The sequence below is a fragment of the Pedobacter jejuensis genome, from assembly GCF_003725795.1.
Classification (GTDB): Bacteria; Bacteroidota; Bacteroidia; order Sphingobacteriales; family Sphingobacteriaceae; genus Pedobacter; species Pedobacter jejuensis.
Genome location: NZ_RBEE01000045.1, coordinates 217,010 through 233,772 on the forward strand (window position 1 = coordinate 217,010; position 16,763 = coordinate 233,772).

Sequence of the window (16,763 nt, forward strand, 5' to 3'; positions counted from 1 at the left end):
TTAAACTTTAAACATATAATATTATGGCTTTTGAATTACCTGCGTTACACTACGCAACCGATGCATTAGAACCGCATATTGATAAAATGACCATGGAAATCCACCATGACAAACATCACCAGGCTTATGTTACCAACTTAAATAAAGCATTAGAAGGTAAGCCTGAAGCGAATTCTAGCATCGAGGATATTGTTAAAAATATTTCGAAATACCCTGCTGCTGTTAGAAATAATGGTGGTGGACATTATAATCACTCTTTATTCTGGAATGTTTTAGGTCCGAATAAAGGTGGCGAACCAACTGGCGATTTAGCAAAAGCTATTAATGAAACTTTTGGTTCATTTGCTGAATTAAAAACTAAATTACAAGAAGCTGGAGCAACTCGTTTTGGTTCTGGTTGGGCTTGGTTATCTGTTGGTGCTGATAGAAAATTACAGGTTTCATCTACTCCAAATCAAGATAATCCTTTAATGGATATTGCTGAAGTAAAAGGAACACCAATTTTTGGTATTGATGTTTGGGAACATGCATACTACTTAAAATACCAAAACAAACGCCCAGATTATTTAGCTGCAATTTGGAATGCAGTTAACTGGGATGCTGTTGCAGAGCTTTATAAAAAAGCACTATAATTATAAAAACACAATTTAGTAAGAAAGCCTGCAAACACAAATTTGCAGGCTTTCTTATTAATCTATACCTTCGCATATAAAATTTACACATGAAAAAGGTTATATTTTTATTCTTTCTTGCTTTCGGCGTTACATCTTTAACATTTGCACAGCAAAATAAGGTGCCAACATCATCAGAAATTGCTAAAAAAAATGTTGAAGATTTAGATAAAAAACTAAAGTTGAATGATACTCAAAAAAGCATCATTTATAGCTTAACTTTTAATCAGGCTAAGGAACAATCAGATTTAATTAAAAGACAGCAAGCCGGAACATCTAAAGAAGAAGACGTTGATAAATTTTATAAACTACAAAACGAAACTTCTAAAGGAATTCGTAACGTTTTAAAAGGCGATCAACAAACCAAATACGATAAAATTATTGAAGAACGCTTGAGCGGTAAATCAAATAAAAAGAAGAAAAAAGGCGAAGAAGAAGTTGAAGGTGATATTAATGGATTGTTATTTAAACCTGAAAAAGTAAATTAAGACACGTAAAATGCCTGAAATATTACTTGGTTCAATTATAATTAGCCTGTTGTTATCACCACAACTTTTAGCTGGTTTTCTTGCCAAAAGAACTGGGCGAAATTTCTGGTTCAGGTTTTTTATATCTTTCCTTATTCCTATAATTTCTGTAATTATCTTAATTTTTTTGGAGGATAAGAATCCCCAAACAGAGAGTTACAAATTAGCTGATCATGTAGAAAAATGTAATGGAACTGAAATTACTTCTTGACGCTAAATACCCACAATATCCTTTTTCTTTTTTTGTTTCATCGTTTTAGGAATGATTTCTAGAATTTCATCTTTTAGTGCATTTAGCATTCTCTTTTTGATGTAGTTTTTGTGGGTAACCAAACTAATTTCACGAACAGGTTCTGGCGATTTAAAGTGCCTTATTTTATTGGTTTGTTTTACATTTAATTCTGCTATTGCCAGTTCTGGTAGTAGTGTTGCGCCGCCATTTAAATCTACCATTCTCACCAAGGTTTCTACGCTTCCGGTATTATATTCTAAGCCCTGAAGTCGGTTGTTTTTGGTAGAACGGCAAATATTTAGGACTTGATTTCGCATGCAATGCCCTTCATTTAAAAGCCAGATGTTTTCATCATTTAAATCTTCAGCATCTATTGCCTTCTTTTTGTATAATTTGCTGTTTTTACTAATGTAGCTTACAAAATTTTCGTAATAAAGTGGTATCTCTAAAATATTCGCATCTGTTAAGGGCGTTGCCAAAATGCCACAATCTAGTACCCCCGTTTTTAAATGGTGGATAATGTCTTCGGTGGTGTATTCCCAAATCATTAACTTTAATTCCGGGTATTTTTCTAGCATTGCCGATATTACCTGAGGTAATAAATATGGCGCAACCGTTGGAATAACACCTATTCTTAATTCACCTAAAACATCTTGCTGCTGACTGTTAATCAGTTCCTTAATCTTTCCGCTTTCTTGAAGAATAACCCTGGCTTGGGCAATAATTTGAGAACCAATCTCCGTTGGACTAACAGGTTGCTTGCTCCTATCAAATAATTTTACGCTTAGCAACTCTTCCAATTTTTGAACCTGCATGCTTAAAGTTGGTTGGGTTACAAAGCATTTTTCTGCAGCGGTTACAAAGCTTCTGTAAGTATCTACTGCAACAATGTATTCAAGCTGAACTAAAGTCATATAGGGAAAGTTGATTTATAATCTCAAATATATAAATTTTAGCTATAATTAATTTAGACAAATATAAAATTTACCATTACTTAATTTTATCAACCCTAAACCAATCATATTCTGCAATTCCCGAATCATTGGTTTGCGTTTCTCTGGTGGCAAATATTCCTATTTTTGCACCAATCCATTGTCCGGCAACAGCTTGAAATTCATCTCCAACATTAATGAAACCCAGGCCATCTTCGCTATAACTAAACTGGCATTTTGCACCGGCTGTTACTTTGACCCTTAACTGAATAACATTAGAACTTAATTTAATAACGTCTTTTTCATTTTCAGCCTTTCCTTTATCTGCTGAAATGCAAGTATTGTAAATTAAATAAACCCCATTATTCTTGCTCTTTAATGTTAATGCCCCATAATTTCTACCTAATACAACCAATCCGGTCTCTTCGTTTTCGAGTTTAGGGTTTGGTTTAAAAGTTAATTTGGTAGTAGCCATAAATTCATCAGCAGGAAATTTTTGCAGCAATAAATTTGGAACATCCCACAAATTTTTGGCTCCATCAGGCACTTTTGTGGTATATAACTTCAACACACCTTTTGCGGCATCGGTAAAAGACCAGGTACTTTGCGGATTTGCTTGCCACTGCCATTGCAAACCTAATTTTTGCGTTGTAAATTCATCACTTTCTGCTGGTGTTTCTAATGGATACATTTTACCAACATTGGGCTTCTTAAATATTTTTACAGGTGCTCCTTTTCCATCACCATCATTATCAAAGCCTATAATCGGCCAATTATTCACCCACTTCATGGGCTGCAAATGAATAACTCTCCCGTAAGCATCCTTATCTTGAAAATGGACAAACCAGTCTTCACCAGTTTGGGTATTAACCCAGGCGCCCTGATGTGGTCCGTTTATGCCTGATTTGCCTTCATCCAGAACAATTTTCCGTTCATAGGGGCCATAAATGTTTTTGCTTCTTAAAACCACTTGCCATCCCGTTGAAACTCCTCCGGCAGGGGCAAAAAGATAATAATATCCATTACGTTTATACATTTTTGGTCCCTCAATAGTTGGGTCGATTTCATGTCCATCATAAACTATTGTGCCTGTAGAGATGGGTTTTGTTCCCTTAAGATTTAATGGCATAATGGCCAAAATACTTTTTATGCCTGCACGACTGCCTGCATAAGCATAAGCTAAATATGCTTTGCCGTCTTCATCCCAAAACGGGCAAGGATCTATTAAACCCTTGCCTGCAATAACCAACTCAGGGGCAGACCAACCTCCAGTTATACTTTTTGATTTTGTTAAATAAATACCAAAATCAGGGTCAGGATAGTAAATAGAAAACTCCCCATTTCTATACCGGATGGATGGTGCCCAAACACCATTTCCATGTTGTGTTTTTTCAAAATGCTCGAAAGGTGGTTGACGCAATAAGGCATGCCCGACTATCTTCCAGTTAACTAAATCTTTAGAATGCAGTATGGGCAAGCCAGGAACTGCATCAAAACTAGACGCCACCATATAATAATCACTGCCTACCCGAATGGCATCAGGGTCGGAATAATCAGCATTTATAATTGGGTTTTTAAAAGTTCCATTGCCTAAATCAGAAACCCAAACTTTAGAAACGTTCTTATTTGTAACTGTTTGTTGAGCAAAGCAAAACGAAGAAATGATGGATAAAAAAAGTATGTTTACAAGATTTTTCATTGGTAAACTGATTAATAAATTCGATTTCTATTTTGGTTAAACAAGGTTAAGCCAATTTTATTTTTAATTAAATGTTTATTGTGCAATCGTTCCCGTTATCGTTTGCGAAGTTTAATTTATGGTAATCTTACTTTGCTCTAATTTTTATGATTAAAATTGTTCATCATATATTTAGTAAAACACGGCTGCGTTTAAGGTTTAAAAATAACGTAGCCGATTTTATTTATAGCTAACCATAATATGAAAACTGCATTCATCCTGCTTTTAATAGCATTTAGCTTATCTGCAAATGCGGTAGACGCAAAACCTGATTTCATCGTATCCATTGATGGAAAAGGCAATTTCAAAACAGTACAGGAAGCCATTAACGCAGTTCCTGACTTTAGAAATAAAACAACATTAATTTTAATTAAAAAAGGGACTTATAAGGAGAAGCTTGTATTGGCAGCATCTAAGAAGAATGTAAAGTTTGTGGGCGAAAGTTTAGACGAAACCATTTTAACATACGATGATTACAATCAGAAAAAAAACATTTTTGGCGAAGAAATGGGTACTTCTGGCTCATCGAGCTTTTACATTTATGGTGAAGGCTTTTCTGCAGAAAACATCACTTTCCAAAATTCTTCTGGCCCGGTTGGGCAGGCTGTAGCGGTTTGGGCTGGTGGAGATAAATTGATTTTTAACAATTGCAAATTTTTAGGTTTTCAAGATACACTTTACACCTACGGTGGAAACAACCGGCAATACTATTACAATTGCTATATCGAAGGTACAGTAGATTTTATTTTTGGTGCTTCTACTGCATGGTTTGAAAGCTGTACCATTTTTTGCAAAAAATCAGGCTACATTACGGCAGCATCTACAGCAGATACTACAAAGTTTGGCTACGTATTTAATAACTGTAAAATTATGGGCGATGCACCTGAAAGTAGTTTCTATTTAGGCAGGCCATGGCGACCGTTTGCTAAAGTGGCGTATTTGAATTGTGTACTACCAGAAATCATCAATCCAGCAGGCTGGAATAACTGGGGTAAAGAAAGTAATGAAAAAACCGCCTATTATGCAGAGTATAACAATACTGGCAAGGGAGCAAAAACAGATAAAAGAGTGAGTTGGTCGCACCAATTAAACGCGAAAGAATATGAATCATACACGCTAGAAAATGTGCTGCGAGGTTGGATTCCGGCACTTAAATAGCGAAACACCTGTCTGTTAACCAATTAATCGATACCAATAAACATGTATAATTGTAAATTTTCTTTGGCAACGATTGCATAGATTTCTTTTCTGTTTTAGCCTTAAACACCGTACACTTGTTATAATAATAACCAAGTATAGTTAACGGAGCGCAATATGAATCTTTCCAGAGGTAAATTCTATTATACATTTTCGGTCATTGCCTGCATCTTTTTTTTAGTTGGATCAACCGGATATGCTCAAAAACAGGCTTTACCAATTATCCAACAAGTTAAATTTAAAAAAGATACAACAAGCATAGTAACATTCGGCGCCAAAGGCGATGGCATAACATTAAACACATCTTTCATTAATAATGCAATTTCAAAAGTGAGTCAGAAAGGTGGTGGGGTAGTTTTAATTCCTTCAGGATTATGGCTTACCGGACCCATAGAACTAAAAAGGAACGTTAACCTTCACCTAAAGCGTGATGCAATTCTTCAATTTACAGATGATTTTAACCAGTATAAATTGGTTGAAGGCAATTGGGAAGGACAGCCGGCCTGGCGTAATCAAAGTCCTATATCTGGTGTAAATTTGGTAAATATCGCCATTACAGGTTCAGGAATTATTGATGGAAATGGTGGTGCATGGCGCATGGTTAAAAAAGATAAACTTACCGAAACGCAGTGGCAAAAATTGGTTGCATCTGGCGGCTTTGTTAGCGAAGATGGTAAAACCTGGTATCCATCACAAAAAACCGTAAAAGGTTCGAAAATAAAAAATGCTGGTGTAATTGTGCCTGGTAAAACAGCTGCAGATTACGATGATATTAAAGATTTCTTACGCCCAAATTTATTGGTACTTACAAGCTGTAAAAAAATTCTGTTAGAAGGTGTTACTTTTCAAAATTCACCCGCCTGGAATTTGCATCCATTAATGTGCGAAGACCTAACATTAAGAAACTTACAAGTTAAGAACCCTTGGTTTGCACAAAATGGTGATGGCGTGGATGTGGAATCGTGTAAAAATGTGCTAATAGAAGGTAGCACTTTTGATGTCGGAGATGATGGAATTTGTATAAAATCAGGAAGAGATGAATCAGGAAGAAAACGTGGAATGCCTACAGAGAATGTCATTATTAGAAACAATGTAGTTTACCATGCGCACGGCGGTTTTGTAATTGGTAGTGAAATGAGTGGTGGCGCAAAAAATATTTGGGTTTACGATTGTTCCTTCATTGGCACCGACATTGGTTTGCGCTTTAAAACAACTCGCGGTCGCGGAGGTGTTGTAGAGAATATTTATATCAATAACATTAACATTATTGATATTCCGGGCGAAGCCATTTTATTTGACATGTATTATGCTGCACAAGACCCGGTTCCTTTAGCTGGAGAAAAACGCGAAGCCATAAAAACGGTTACAGTGCCTGTTACCGAGGCTACTCCACAATTTAAAAACTTTTACATTAAAAATGTTGTGGCAAACGGAGCAGCAAAAGCGATATTTTTTAGAGGTTTACCAGAAATGAATATAAAAGATATTTACCTTGAAAATGTAACCATCCAGGCAAAAAAAGGAATTGAAATAATAGAAGCATCTGGTATTTTTTTAAAGAACGTAAATGTGCTAACTGATGATACAAATCCGATTGTACATGTACAAAACGGAACAAACATAAACATCAACGGTTTACAATATAAAAACGGTAGTGAACTATTGTTTAACATCACTGGTGAAAAAACCAAAGGAGTAAAAATTAGCGGTACCGATGTAACTAAAGCTAAAAAAACATCGGCATTTGGTACAGAAGTAAGTAAAACTGCCTTCGAGATTTCTAAATAATATGAAAACAATAATCCATAAAATATCCTTTCTGTTCGCATTAACGATACTCTCGCTTAACGGCTTTGCGCAAAAGAAATTGTCAGAACAATTAACCCTCACAGCAATGGAAACATTGTTTCAGGATACAACTGTACTGAAAGATGCCAAAGGACCAAAATGGAGTTACGATATGGGTGTTGTTTTGGAAGGCGCTGCACAGGTTTGGCGCAACACCGGCAATGGAGATTATTTTAAATACATCCAAAATTCTATGGATGCTTATGTAGATAAAACTGGAAACATCAGGACCTACAAAGCCGAAGATTTCAATATAGATAATATTAAAAACGGTCGTTCGCTTTTATTGCTGTATAAAGTTACCGGACAACAAAAATACTTGACGGCAGCAACCCAGTTATACAATCAGCTACAGAACCAACCTCGCACAAAAGAAGGTGGCTTTTGGCATAAGAAAATTTATCCAAACCAAATGTGGCTTGATGGTTTATACATGGCAGAGCCTTTCTATGCAGAATATGCAGTTTTGATGAAAAAAGACTCGGCTTTTGATGATATAGCCAATCAATTTATTTTGATGGAAAAGAACTCAAGAGATGCCAAAACCGGTCTTCTTTATCATGGTTATGACGAAAGCCGATTGGAAAAATGGGCTGATAAAACAACCGGTAAATCGCCAAATTTTTGGGGCAGGGCAATGGGCTGGTATATTATGGCTTTGGTAGATGTGCTGGATAATTTCCCGAAAAACCATCCGAAATATAAAGATTTAGTAGCCATTCTTAATCGTACAGCAAACGCCGCATTAAAATATCAGGATGCAAAATCTGGTGTTTGGTTTGATATTTTGAATATGCCTACAAAAAAAGGCAACTACCTTGAATCTTCCGCATCTAGCATGTTCGTTTACGGCTTTGCTAAAGGTGTTCGCAAAGGCTATTTACCACAATCCTTTATTAATGCCGCAAATAAAGGGTATGCAGGTTTAAAGAAAGAATTTATAGAAACTGCTGGCGCTGAAAGGGTAAAGCTAACCAAAACAGTTTCTGTTTCTGGCTTAGGCGGTAAACCAAAATATAGAGATGGTAGCTTCGAATACTACATTAGCGAAAAAGTAATTACCAACGACCCAAAAGGTGTTGGTGCTTTTATCTGTGCTGCCAGCGAAATGGAAATTGCTGCACTACCAAAACCTGGTAAAAACTTAACAGTAACCGTTGATAACTTCTTTAATAATGAATACATGACCGGCCCCACCGGCGATAAAATTCCATTTCATTATTTGTGGAATGAAGATGACAATAACGGTTTCTCACTCTTAGGAAAAGTTTTTAACGATGCTGGAGTAAAAACATCAACACTTGCAGACGCTCCAAAACTTTCAAATTTACAAGGCACAAACATTTACATTATTGTTGACCCTGATACGGAAAAAGAAACTGCAAATCCTAATTTTATGAATGCTGCCCATGCAAAGCAAATTAGCGAATGGGTAAAAGCAGGAGGTGTTTTAGTGTTGCTTCTAAATGATGTAGGCAATTGTGAAATCACAAAATTTAATGTTTTGCCAGAAACTTTTGGTATTCATTTTAATGAAGATAGCCGCAATAAAGTTCAAGGGTCAAATTTTGAGCAAGGTGCTATTTCCATTCCACCAGGCAATTCAATATTTAAAACAGCAAAGAAGGTTTACATCAAAGAAATTTCCACAATTGTAGCCAAAACCCCAGCAGTTGCTGCTTTAACCGATAAAGATGATGTAATCATCGCAACAGCAAAATATGGTAAAGGAACTGTTTTCGCCGTCGGCGACCCATGGTTTTACAACGAATACATTGATGGAAGGAAATTGCCTAAAGACCTTGAAAATTATAAAGCAACCAATGATTTAGTCAATTGGTTGATTAAGCAAGTACCGGCGAAAAAATAATATCTACAAGAAAAAGGTTTGTACAAACCATCGTAATATGATAAAATCAATTAAAATAAAAATATTTCTTTTGCTTGGTTTCGGTACATTTTTAATGTCTTGCTATGCGCAAATGCCTACCGATTCTATTGCAGATAAAATGTTGGTTTATCAGTTAAGCAATGGGGGTTGGCCAAAACAGTTGGAAGATAAAAGTGTGGTAAACTATGATTTACCCTTATCGCCAGCGTTAAAAGAAAAGATAAAAGCAACAACCAACTTACATGCTACTTTTGATAATCAAGCCACCAGTAGAGAAGTAATTTATCTGGTAAAAGCATATAAAAAATCGCAGAATAAAAATTATTTAAAAGCAGCAGAACGTGGTTTGGATTATATTTTAGAAGCCCAATATGCAAATGGTGGCTGGCCACAATATTATCCGGATAAAGCTTTGTATCGTTCAGAAGTTACCTATAATGATGATGCGATGATTAATGTTTTAAATATTTTGCAAGACATCGCTACACAAACAAATGATTTTGAAGTAGTAAATTCTGCTTATTTAGAAAAAGCTAAAGCAGCGGTAGCTAAAGGAATAGATTGTATATTGAAAACCCAAGTAAAACAAAGCGGTATTTTAACCATTTGGGCAGCCCAATATGATAAAAATTCACTGCTACCAGCTAAAGCAAGAGCATTTGAGCCAGCTTCTTTAAGTACAAGTGAATCTGTAAACATTGTTCGCTTTTTAATGCGATTTAAAAATCCGTCGGCAGACATAAGAAGTTCTGTCGCGGGAGCAATTAAATGGTTTAGCGATTATAAAATTGTCGGTTATCGTTTCGATAGAGAAAAAACTGGCTCAGGATTAATAGCTGATAGCAAAAGTGTGGTTTGGGCCCGCTTTTATGATTTAGAAAAGAACATTCCAATTTTTGGAGATAGAGATAATACCATTAAATTTAAGCTGGAAGATTTAAGTCTGGAGCGGAGAAATGGTTACGCCTGGTATGGCAACTGGGGGCAAAAACTGATAGACAAAGAATATCCGAAATGGCTAGCAGCCAATGGAGCAAAATAATTAAAAATCCGTCTGCGACGGCAAAATGAAAACAAATGATTTTAAGCAAAGAAAATTTAAAAAACATTAGTGCAGAAAACGTAACCATACCTGCAACAGAACTTTTAGAATTGCCTGAAAAAGTAATTCAATTTGGTACGGGAGTTTTACTTCGTGGCTTGCCAGATTATTTTATTGATAAGGCAAACAGAAACGGGATTTTTAATGGTCGTGTTTTAGTTGTTAAATCAACCTCGCAAGGTGGCGCCGATGCTTTTTCTACGCAGGATAATCTATACACCCTTTGTGTAAAAGGAATTGAAGATGGTGTAAACGTTGAAGAGAATACCATCAACTCGGCAATAAGCAGGGTTTTATCAGCCTCAGAAGATTGGGCAGAAATTTTAAAAGCGGCACACAAGCCCGAAATGAAAATTGTAATTTCTAACACAACTGAAGTTGGAATTGTAATGAGCGAAGATAAAATAACTGATAATCCACCTCAATCTTATCCTGGCAAACTGCTTGCCTTTTTGCATGAACGTTATACTGCTTTCAACGGCTCTGAAGAAAGCGGAATGGTTATCGTACCAACCGAATTAATAAGCGATAACGCTGATAAATTAAGAGATATTGTATTAAAGTTATCTGCCCAAAATAAACTGAGCTGGGATTTTGAACAATGGTTAAAAACTTACAACTATTTTTGCAAAACCTTGGTTGACAGAATTGTACCCGGAAAACTCCCTTCTGATGAACAAAAAGCAATGGAATCAACACTGGGCTATGAAGATGAATTGATGATTATGGCCGAACCTTTCAGGCTTTGGGCAATCGAATCATCGAATGAAAAAGTAAAAGAAATTTTATCATTCGAAAAGGCTGATAAAGGCGTTTTCATTGTCCCTTCCATCAATAAATTTAAAGAATTAAAACTCCGTTTACTAAACGGAACGCATACCTTGAGTTGTGGATTAGCCATTTTAGCAGGTTTCAATACAGTTAAAGAAGCTATGGCCGATGAAGTTTTTGCCAGTTACGTTTCTGATTTGATGAAGCAGGAAATTGCACATTCTTTAGAGGATGACGATATATCTTACCAAGATGCTGTTGATTTCGCGATGAGCGTTATCGATCGCTTCAGTAATCCATCATTAGAACATAAATGGCAAGCCATTACCTTAAATTTCACATCAAAAATGCAGATGCGAAATATGCCTTTAATCAGAAAATATTATAGTCAGAAAAATGAAGTACCCCCGCTAATTGCATTAGGTCTGGCTGCCTACATCATCTTTATGGATACGACTAAAGATGGCGATAATTATGTAGCTGAAATTAATGGCAAAAGCTATCCGGTTCAAGATGAATTTGCAGAGATTTTGTACACGTATTGGCAAAATCCAGAAACTGCTATTGATAATATTTTAGGCGATAGGCGTTTATGGGATAAGAATTTAAACAATTACCCAGGCTTTAACGCTGCGATAAAAAGCAATGTAGATATGTTGAAAAATAATGGTGTAAAAGAAACAATAAGTAACTTGCGTAAACAAAGAACAAATTAGAATGGTTACAAGAATTTTAAAAATTCATCCTAACGATAATGTGTTGGTTGCCTTGCAAGATTTGACAAAAGGCGAAACCATAATTCACGATGGACATGAATATACTTTACAGGATGATATTCAAGCGAAGCATAAATTTTTTATGCAGGATATGAACATTGGCGACCCAATAATGATGTATGGTGTTTTGGTGGGCAAAGCACAGCGTTTCAATTTAAAGGGCGGCTTAATGGATACCGAAAATACAAAACATGCTTCCGATCCTTTCGAATTTCGGCCTTATCATTATGAGTGGCATGCACCTGATGTTTCTAAGTTTGAAGACAGAACTTTTAATGGTTATGTACGAAGTGATGGTCGTGTTGGTACGGCTAACTATTGGCTATTTATACCAACCGTTTTTTGCGAAAACCGAAATTTAGATGTAATCCGAGAAGCATTGCATAATGAATTAGGTTATGCTGTAACCGATAAGTACAAAACATATACACATCGTTTAGTTGATGCCTATAAAAACGGAGAAAGTTTAGCAGAGGCCGACCCAAGTTCAATTGGCCAGGCTAATCATACAGCAAACCGAATCTTTAAAAATGTTGATGGAATAAAGTTTTTAAATCACCAAGGTGGATGCGGCGGCACTCGCCAAGATGCAGCAGTTTTAAGTAAATTATTAGCAGCTTATGCTGATCACCCGAATGTTGCAGGTGTTACAGTTCTAAGTTTAGGCTGCCAGAATTTACAGGTTCAGGATTTTATGGATGACTTGAAACAGCGCAGTCCTAATTTCGATAAACCATTATTTATATTCGAGCAGCAACAATCGCAAAGCGAAGAACAGCTGGTAAAAGAGGCGATAAGAAAAACATTCATCGGCTTAACTGAAATTAATGAAATAGAACGCCAGCCTGCGCCATTAAGCAAATTGGTTTTAGGTGTAAAATGTGGCGGTAGTGATGGCTTTAGTGGCATTAGTGCTAATCCAGCTGTTGGCTACACTTCTGATTTACTGGTTGCCTTGGGCGGAACGGTTTTACTTGCCGAATTTCCTGAACTCTGTGGAGCTGAACAGCAATTAATAGATCGTACAAAAGATGAAACTGCCGCTCGTAAGTTTATACAATTAATGACTACTTACAACCAGCAGGCAGAAAATGTTGGTTCAGGTTTCTATATGAATCCATCGCCTGGAAACATTAAAGACGGCTTAATTACCGATGCGATAAAAAGTACTGGTGCCGCAAAAAAAGGTGGTACATCGCCAGTTGAAGATGTTTTAGATTATACAGAACCTGCAACCAAACCTGGTTTAAATTTAGTTTGTACGCCAGGTAACGATGTCGAAGCAACGACTGGAAAAGCAGCCTCTGGCGCAACTCTAATTTTATTTACAACAGGTTTAGGTACACCAACCGGAAACCCGGTTTGCCCTACCATCAAGGTTTCTACAAATAATGCTCTTACAAAACGCATGGGCGATATCATCGATATCAACTGCGGACCAGTTATAGAAGGTTTAAAAACCATAGAAGAAATGGGTGAAGATATCCTTGAATATTGCATTAAAGCAGCCAGTGGTGAGGTAATTCCAAAAGCAGTTTTGTTAAATCAGGATGATTTTATTCCATGGAAACGTGGTGTAAGCCTTTAAGAATTTTAAGATGGATGATGTAAAATTGAACCCGTTCCCATAAAGGCTGGATACTTTTACGCTAACCGTCATTGAATTGAATCATACTGTTAAAAAATAGCACAGAAGGCAGTTGAGCATAAAATATTATGGCAACTTTCTTAAATACAATATCTTTTTAAATGAAATCTTTTTTAGACGAAAATTTCCTACTGGAAACTAAAACAGCACAAACGCTTTACCATGATTTTGCAAAATCGATGCCGATTATTGATTATCATAATCACCTAATTCCGGAACAAATTGCAAATAATGTTCAGTTTTCAAACATTAGCCAGGTGTGGCTCGCAGGTGATCATTACAAATGGAGAGCAATGCGTGCAAATGGTGTTGATGAAAAATTCATTACCGGTGATGCTTCGGATTTTGAAAAATTTCAGAAGTGGGCAGAAACCGTTCCTTATACTTTGCGCAATCCACTTTACCATTGGACGCATTTAGAATTACAACGATATTTTGGCATAACAGAAATCCTTTCTGGCGAAACTGCTCAAAAAATTTATGATGATTGCTCATCAAAATTGCAAACATCAGATTATTCCGTACGAGGTTTACTGGCAAAAATGAATGTTGAGGCTGTTTGTACAACCGATGATCCGTTAGATAGTTTAAATTTTCACCAGCAATTGGCTAATGAAAATGTTAACCTAAAAATGTTGCCGGCTTTTCGCCCTGATAAAGCCATGAATAGCGACGATATTATTGGCTTGAACGATTATATTGATAAACTGGAAAAGGTTGTAAACTCGACCATTAGCAGCCTTCAGGATTATCTAGCTGCATTAAAAAATCGACATGATTATTTTGCAGCAAACGGATGTTCTGTTTCAGATCATGGCTTAGAACAAATTTACGCTGAGGATTACACAGAAGCGGAGATAACATCAATTTTCGATAAAATCAGGAACAAAAAAGATATTTCTTACCAGGAAAACCTTCAGTTCAAATCGGCAATGCTGGTTCATTTTGCAGAATGGGATCATGAAAAAGGCTGGGTTCAACAGTACCATTTAGGTGCCTTAAGAAACAACAATACCCGAATGTTAAGTCAGTTAGGGCCCGACACAGGCTGGGATTCTATCGGCGATTTTAGTCAGGCAAGAATGCTTGCTAAATTTTTAAATCGGTTAGATACGCAGAACAAATTAGCAAAAACCATTATCTACAACCTAAACCCGGCAGATAATGAGTTAATTGCTACCATGATTGGGAACTTTAATGATGGCTCTGTAGCTGGTAAAGTTCAGTTTGGTTCGGCATGGTGGTTTTTAGATCAAAAAGAGGGAATGATTAAACAATTGAACGCACTATCAAACATGGGCTTATTAAGTCGGTTGGTTGGTATGCTTACCGATTCACGAAGCTTTTTATCTTTCCCTCGTCATGAATATTTTAGAAGAATCGTTTGTAATCTTTTTGGCACCGATGTAGAGCAAGGCGAACTGCCAAATGATTTGGAATGGATTGGAAAAATAATACAAGACATTTCGTATTTTAACGCAAAAAATTACTTTAAGTTTTAATCGATTTGTAGTTTAGCCACATCGATTTATTTTCTTAAAAGAGCGATAAAACAAGTGATGGTCTGTGGGGACACAGACCATGGAAATAAACAGATAGTTGAGGAAAAAATTATCCCCATCGGTCTGTGTCTTCACAGACAGAAACAAAATGAGTGATAGTCTGTGGAAACATAGACCATGGAAATAAAATAAATTAGCCTGATAAAAGCAATAAATGAGCAACCAAATTTCATCCTCATTAGAAAAAGGAAAAAAAGTTTTAAGCTTTGGAGAAATTCTTCTTCGCATCTGTCCGGATATGGATGGCCGTTGGCTTCAGGAAAATAAGTTACCTTTTTACATTGGTGGTGCAGAGTTAAATGTTGCTACGGCTTTAGCCCTATGGAATGTACCCTCAGCATACTTATCGGCGATGCCACAAAATTCTGTGACCGAAGAAATTGCGGATTATCTAAGTAAAAAAAATATTGATACATCGCCAATCGTTTACAGCGGCGAACGCTTAGGTTTATACTATCTACCAAAGGGGAAAGATTTAAAAAATGCCGGCGTAATTTACGATAGGGCAAATTCATCATACGCCGATTTGAAAGTTGGCCAAATAAACTGGGATGAAGTTTTTGAAGGTGTAAGCTGGTTTCATTTTAGTGCGATTTGCCCTGCAATTAATCAATCAATTGCTGATGTTTGTGTAGAAGCGCTAAAAGCTGCGACAGAAAAAAACATCACCATTTCTTTAGATTTAAACTACCGGGCCAAACTTTGGAAATACGGTAAAGACCCAATAGAGATTTTACCCGAACTTGCTAAATATTGCACCCTAATTATGGGAAATGTTTGGGCGGCAAATAAAATGCTTGGCACTGCCCTTCATGATGATTTAAAACTGGCCGAAGGTTATGCAAAGGAAACGTTACTACAACAAGCAACCGATACCTCAAAAGAAATATTAAGTTTGTTTCCATCGTGCAAAGCAGTAGCAAATACTTTCAGGTTTGATAATGGGAAAGGCATAAGATATTACACAGCACTTTATACAAATGATAAATTAACGGTTTCGCCCGAATATGTATCAGAAGAAATTTTAGACAAAGTTGGTAGTGGCGATTGTTTTATGGCAGGTTTGATTTATGGCTACTATAACAATTTAAGCACCGAACAAACATTAAACTTTGCTACCGCAGCAGCATACGATAAATTATATATTCCAAGCGATGCAACCACCAGTACAGTTGCAGACATAGAAAAAAGAATAATACGATGATAAGCAATAAGCATAAAATTTTAGATGCTATTTTAGAGCAAGGCATGTTGCCACTTTTCTATCAAGATAGTGAAGAAGGCAGTATAGAAATACTTCGTACTTTATACAAAGCAGGGGTACGCGTTTTTGAATATACCAACAGAGGAAAATCGGCTTTGCCAAATTTTAAAAAGCTTAAAGAAATTCGCGATGCTGAAATGCCCGATTTATATCTGGGTATAGGTACCATTAAAACTCCTGCAGATGCAAACGCATTTATCGAAGCCGGAACAGATTTCATTGTTGCGCCAATTGTTAATCCTGCGGTAGCAGAAATTGCAAATAAAATTGGAATGCTTTGGATTCCTGGCTGTATGACACCAACAGAAATTAGCATTGCACAAGAACATAAAGCCATGCTAATTAAAATTTTCCCTGCCAATATTCTAGGTCCTGAATTTATTTCATCAATTAAAGATTTATTTGCCGGACAATTATTTATGCCAACTGGTGGTGTAGAAATTAATGCAGAAAACTTAAAAACCTGGTTTAAATCAGGCGTGTGTGCCGTAGGTATGGGCAGTAAGTTAATTAGTAAAGATGTAATGAGTAAAGGCCTTTACGATGAACTTTTTGATAACACAAAATTAGCGCTTGAATTAATTCAGCAGAATAAATAAAAAGA

At 36.3% G+C, this 16,763-nt stretch carries 14 protein-coding genes; 12 read left to right on the forward strand and 2 right to left on the reverse strand.

Annotated features, from left to right (window positions below; translation table 11 throughout):
- Window positions 1-23 precede the first annotated feature (23 nt).
- The 3 genes from D7004_RS20205 to D7004_RS20215 all read left to right on the forward strand — a co-directional run bounded on the left by D7004_RS20205 (window position 24) and on the right by D7004_RS20215 (window position 1,409).
- Window positions 24-632, forward strand: a complete 609-nt coding sequence (locus tag D7004_RS20205; protein WP_123207635.1) for a superoxide dismutase — start codon at window positions 24-26, stop codon at window positions 630-632.
- A gap of 89 nt (window positions 633-721) precedes the next feature.
- Window positions 722-1,159, forward strand: a complete 438-nt coding sequence (locus D7004_RS20210) for a hypothetical protein (RefSeq protein ID WP_123207636.1) — start codon at window positions 722-724, stop codon at window positions 1,157-1,159.
- 10 nt (window positions 1,160-1,169) lie between these two features.
- Complete coding sequence (locus tag D7004_RS20215) at window positions 1,170-1,409, forward strand: hypothetical protein (protein ID WP_123207637.1); 240 nt, start codon at window positions 1,170-1,172, stop codon at window positions 1,407-1,409.
- A gap of 2 nt (window positions 1,410-1,411) precedes the next feature.
- On the opposite strand, the gene D7004_RS20220 is transcribed toward D7004_RS20215, so the two are convergent.
- Both D7004_RS20220 and D7004_RS20225 read right to left on the reverse strand, forming a co-directional pair.
- A complete protein-coding gene (locus D7004_RS20220; RefSeq protein ID WP_123207638.1) occupies window positions 1,412-2,344 on the reverse strand; it encodes a hydrogen peroxide-inducible genes activator in 933 nt (310 codons plus the stop codon).
- Window positions 2,345-2,420: 76 nt separating this feature from the next.
- Window positions 2,421-4,061 carry a glycoside hydrolase family 43 protein gene (locus D7004_RS20225; RefSeq protein ID WP_123207639.1) on the reverse strand — a complete coding sequence of 547 codons (1,641 nt, stop codon included), beginning with the start codon at window positions 4,059-4,061 and terminating at the stop codon, window positions 2,421-2,423.
- A 240-nt stretch (window positions 4,062-4,301) separates the two neighbouring features.
- Here D7004_RS20225 and D7004_RS20230 point away from each other — a divergent pair, with 240 nt between their 5' ends.
- The 9 genes from D7004_RS20230 to D7004_RS20270 all read left to right on the forward strand — a co-directional run bounded on the left by D7004_RS20230 (window position 4,302) and on the right by D7004_RS20270 (window position 16,758).
- On the forward strand, window positions 4,302-5,258 hold the full coding sequence (locus D7004_RS20230; RefSeq protein ID WP_123207640.1) for a pectinesterase family protein: 957 nt from the start codon (window positions 4,302-4,304) through the stop codon (window positions 5,256-5,258).
- 156 nt (window positions 5,259-5,414) lie between these two features.
- Window positions 5,415-7,085, forward strand: coding sequence for a glycoside hydrolase family 28 protein (locus tag D7004_RS20235; RefSeq protein WP_123207641.1), 1,671 nt, complete (start codon window positions 5,415-5,417; stop codon window positions 7,083-7,085).
- A gap of 1 nt (window position 7,086) precedes the next feature.
- Window positions 7,087-9,015 carry a glycoside hydrolase family 88 protein gene (locus D7004_RS20240; RefSeq protein WP_123207642.1) on the forward strand — a complete coding sequence of 643 codons (1,929 nt, stop codon included), beginning with the start codon at window positions 7,087-7,089 and terminating at the stop codon, window positions 9,013-9,015.
- A gap of 37 nt (window positions 9,016-9,052) precedes the next feature.
- The gene (pelA, locus tag D7004_RS20245) at window positions 9,053-10,078 is read left to right on the forward strand and encodes a pectate lyase (RefSeq protein ID WP_123207643.1); all 1,026 of its coding nucleotides are present in this window, start codon (window positions 9,053-9,055) and stop codon (window positions 10,076-10,078) included.
- Between the two features lie 35 nt (window positions 10,079-10,113).
- Window positions 10,114-11,625 (forward strand): tagaturonate reductase, encoded by a 1,512-nt coding sequence (locus D7004_RS20250; RefSeq protein WP_123207644.1) that lies wholly within the window; start codon window positions 10,114-10,116, stop codon window positions 11,623-11,625.
- A gap of 1 nt (window position 11,626) precedes the next feature.
- Complete coding sequence (locus D7004_RS20255; protein ID WP_123207645.1) at window positions 11,627-13,273, forward strand: UxaA family hydrolase; 1,647 nt, start codon at window positions 11,627-11,629, stop codon at window positions 13,271-13,273.
- Between the two features lie 161 nt (window positions 13,274-13,434).
- The gene (gene uxaC / locus D7004_RS20260; protein ID WP_123207646.1) at window positions 13,435-14,835 is read left to right on the forward strand and encodes a glucuronate isomerase; all 1,401 of its coding nucleotides are present in this window, start codon (window positions 13,435-13,437) and stop codon (window positions 14,833-14,835) included.
- Window positions 14,836-15,049: 214 nt separating this feature from the next.
- The gene (locus D7004_RS20265) at window positions 15,050-16,099 is read left to right on the forward strand and encodes a sugar kinase (RefSeq protein ID WP_123207647.1); all 1,050 of its coding nucleotides are present in this window, start codon (window positions 15,050-15,052) and stop codon (window positions 16,097-16,099) included.
- Window positions 16,096-16,758 (forward strand): bifunctional 4-hydroxy-2-oxoglutarate aldolase/2-dehydro-3-deoxy-phosphogluconate aldolase, encoded by a 663-nt coding sequence (locus tag D7004_RS20270; protein ID WP_208646889.1) that lies wholly within the window; start codon window positions 16,096-16,098, stop codon window positions 16,756-16,758. The genes D7004_RS20265 and D7004_RS20270 overlap by 4 nt, the downstream gene beginning before the upstream one ends.
- Window positions 16,759-16,763: the final 5 nt, after the last annotated feature.

What these genes read in the sequence shown, in the direction of transcription:
- D7004_RS20205 (WP_123207635.1), top strand. Translation starts at nt 24, where the DNA reads ATGGCTTTTGAATTACCTGCGTTACACTACGCAACCGATGCATTAGAA.
- D7004_RS20210 (WP_123207636.1), top strand. Translation starts at nt 722, where the DNA reads ATGAAAAAGGTTATATTTTTATTCTTTCTTGCTTTCGGCGTTACATCT.
- D7004_RS20215 (WP_123207637.1), top strand. Translation starts at nt 1,170, where the DNA reads ATGCCTGAAATATTACTTGGTTCAATTATAATTAGCCTGTTGTTATCA.
- D7004_RS20220 (WP_123207638.1), bottom strand. Translation starts at nt 2,344, where the DNA reads ATGACTTTAGTTCAGCTTGAATACATTGTTGCAGTAGATACTTACAGA.
- D7004_RS20225 (WP_123207639.1), bottom strand. Translation starts at nt 4,061, where the DNA reads ATGAAAAATCTTGTAAACATACTTTTTTTATCCATCATTTCTTCGTTT.
- D7004_RS20230 (WP_123207640.1), top strand. Translation starts at nt 4,302, where the DNA reads ATGAAAACTGCATTCATCCTGCTTTTAATAGCATTTAGCTTATCTGCA.
- D7004_RS20235 (WP_123207641.1), top strand. Translation starts at nt 5,415, where the DNA reads ATGAATCTTTCCAGAGGTAAATTCTATTATACATTTTCGGTCATTGCC.
- D7004_RS20240 (WP_123207642.1), top strand. Translation starts at nt 7,087, where the DNA reads ATGAAAACAATAATCCATAAAATATCCTTTCTGTTCGCATTAACGATA.
- pelA (WP_123207643.1), top strand. Translation starts at nt 9,053, where the DNA reads ATGATAAAATCAATTAAAATAAAAATATTTCTTTTGCTTGGTTTCGGT.
- D7004_RS20250 (WP_123207644.1), top strand. Translation starts at nt 10,114, where the DNA reads ATGATTTTAAGCAAAGAAAATTTAAAAAACATTAGTGCAGAAAACGTA.
- D7004_RS20255 (WP_123207645.1), top strand. Translation starts at nt 11,627, where the DNA reads ATGGTTACAAGAATTTTAAAAATTCATCCTAACGATAATGTGTTGGTT.
- uxaC (WP_123207646.1), top strand. Translation starts at nt 13,435, where the DNA reads ATGAAATCTTTTTTAGACGAAAATTTCCTACTGGAAACTAAAACAGCA.
- D7004_RS20265 (WP_123207647.1), top strand. Translation starts at nt 15,050, where the DNA reads ATGAGCAACCAAATTTCATCCTCATTAGAAAAAGGAAAAAAAGTTTTA.
- D7004_RS20270 (WP_208646889.1), top strand. Translation starts at nt 16,096, where the DNA reads ATGATAAGCAATAAGCATAAAATTTTAGATGCTATTTTAGAGCAAGGC.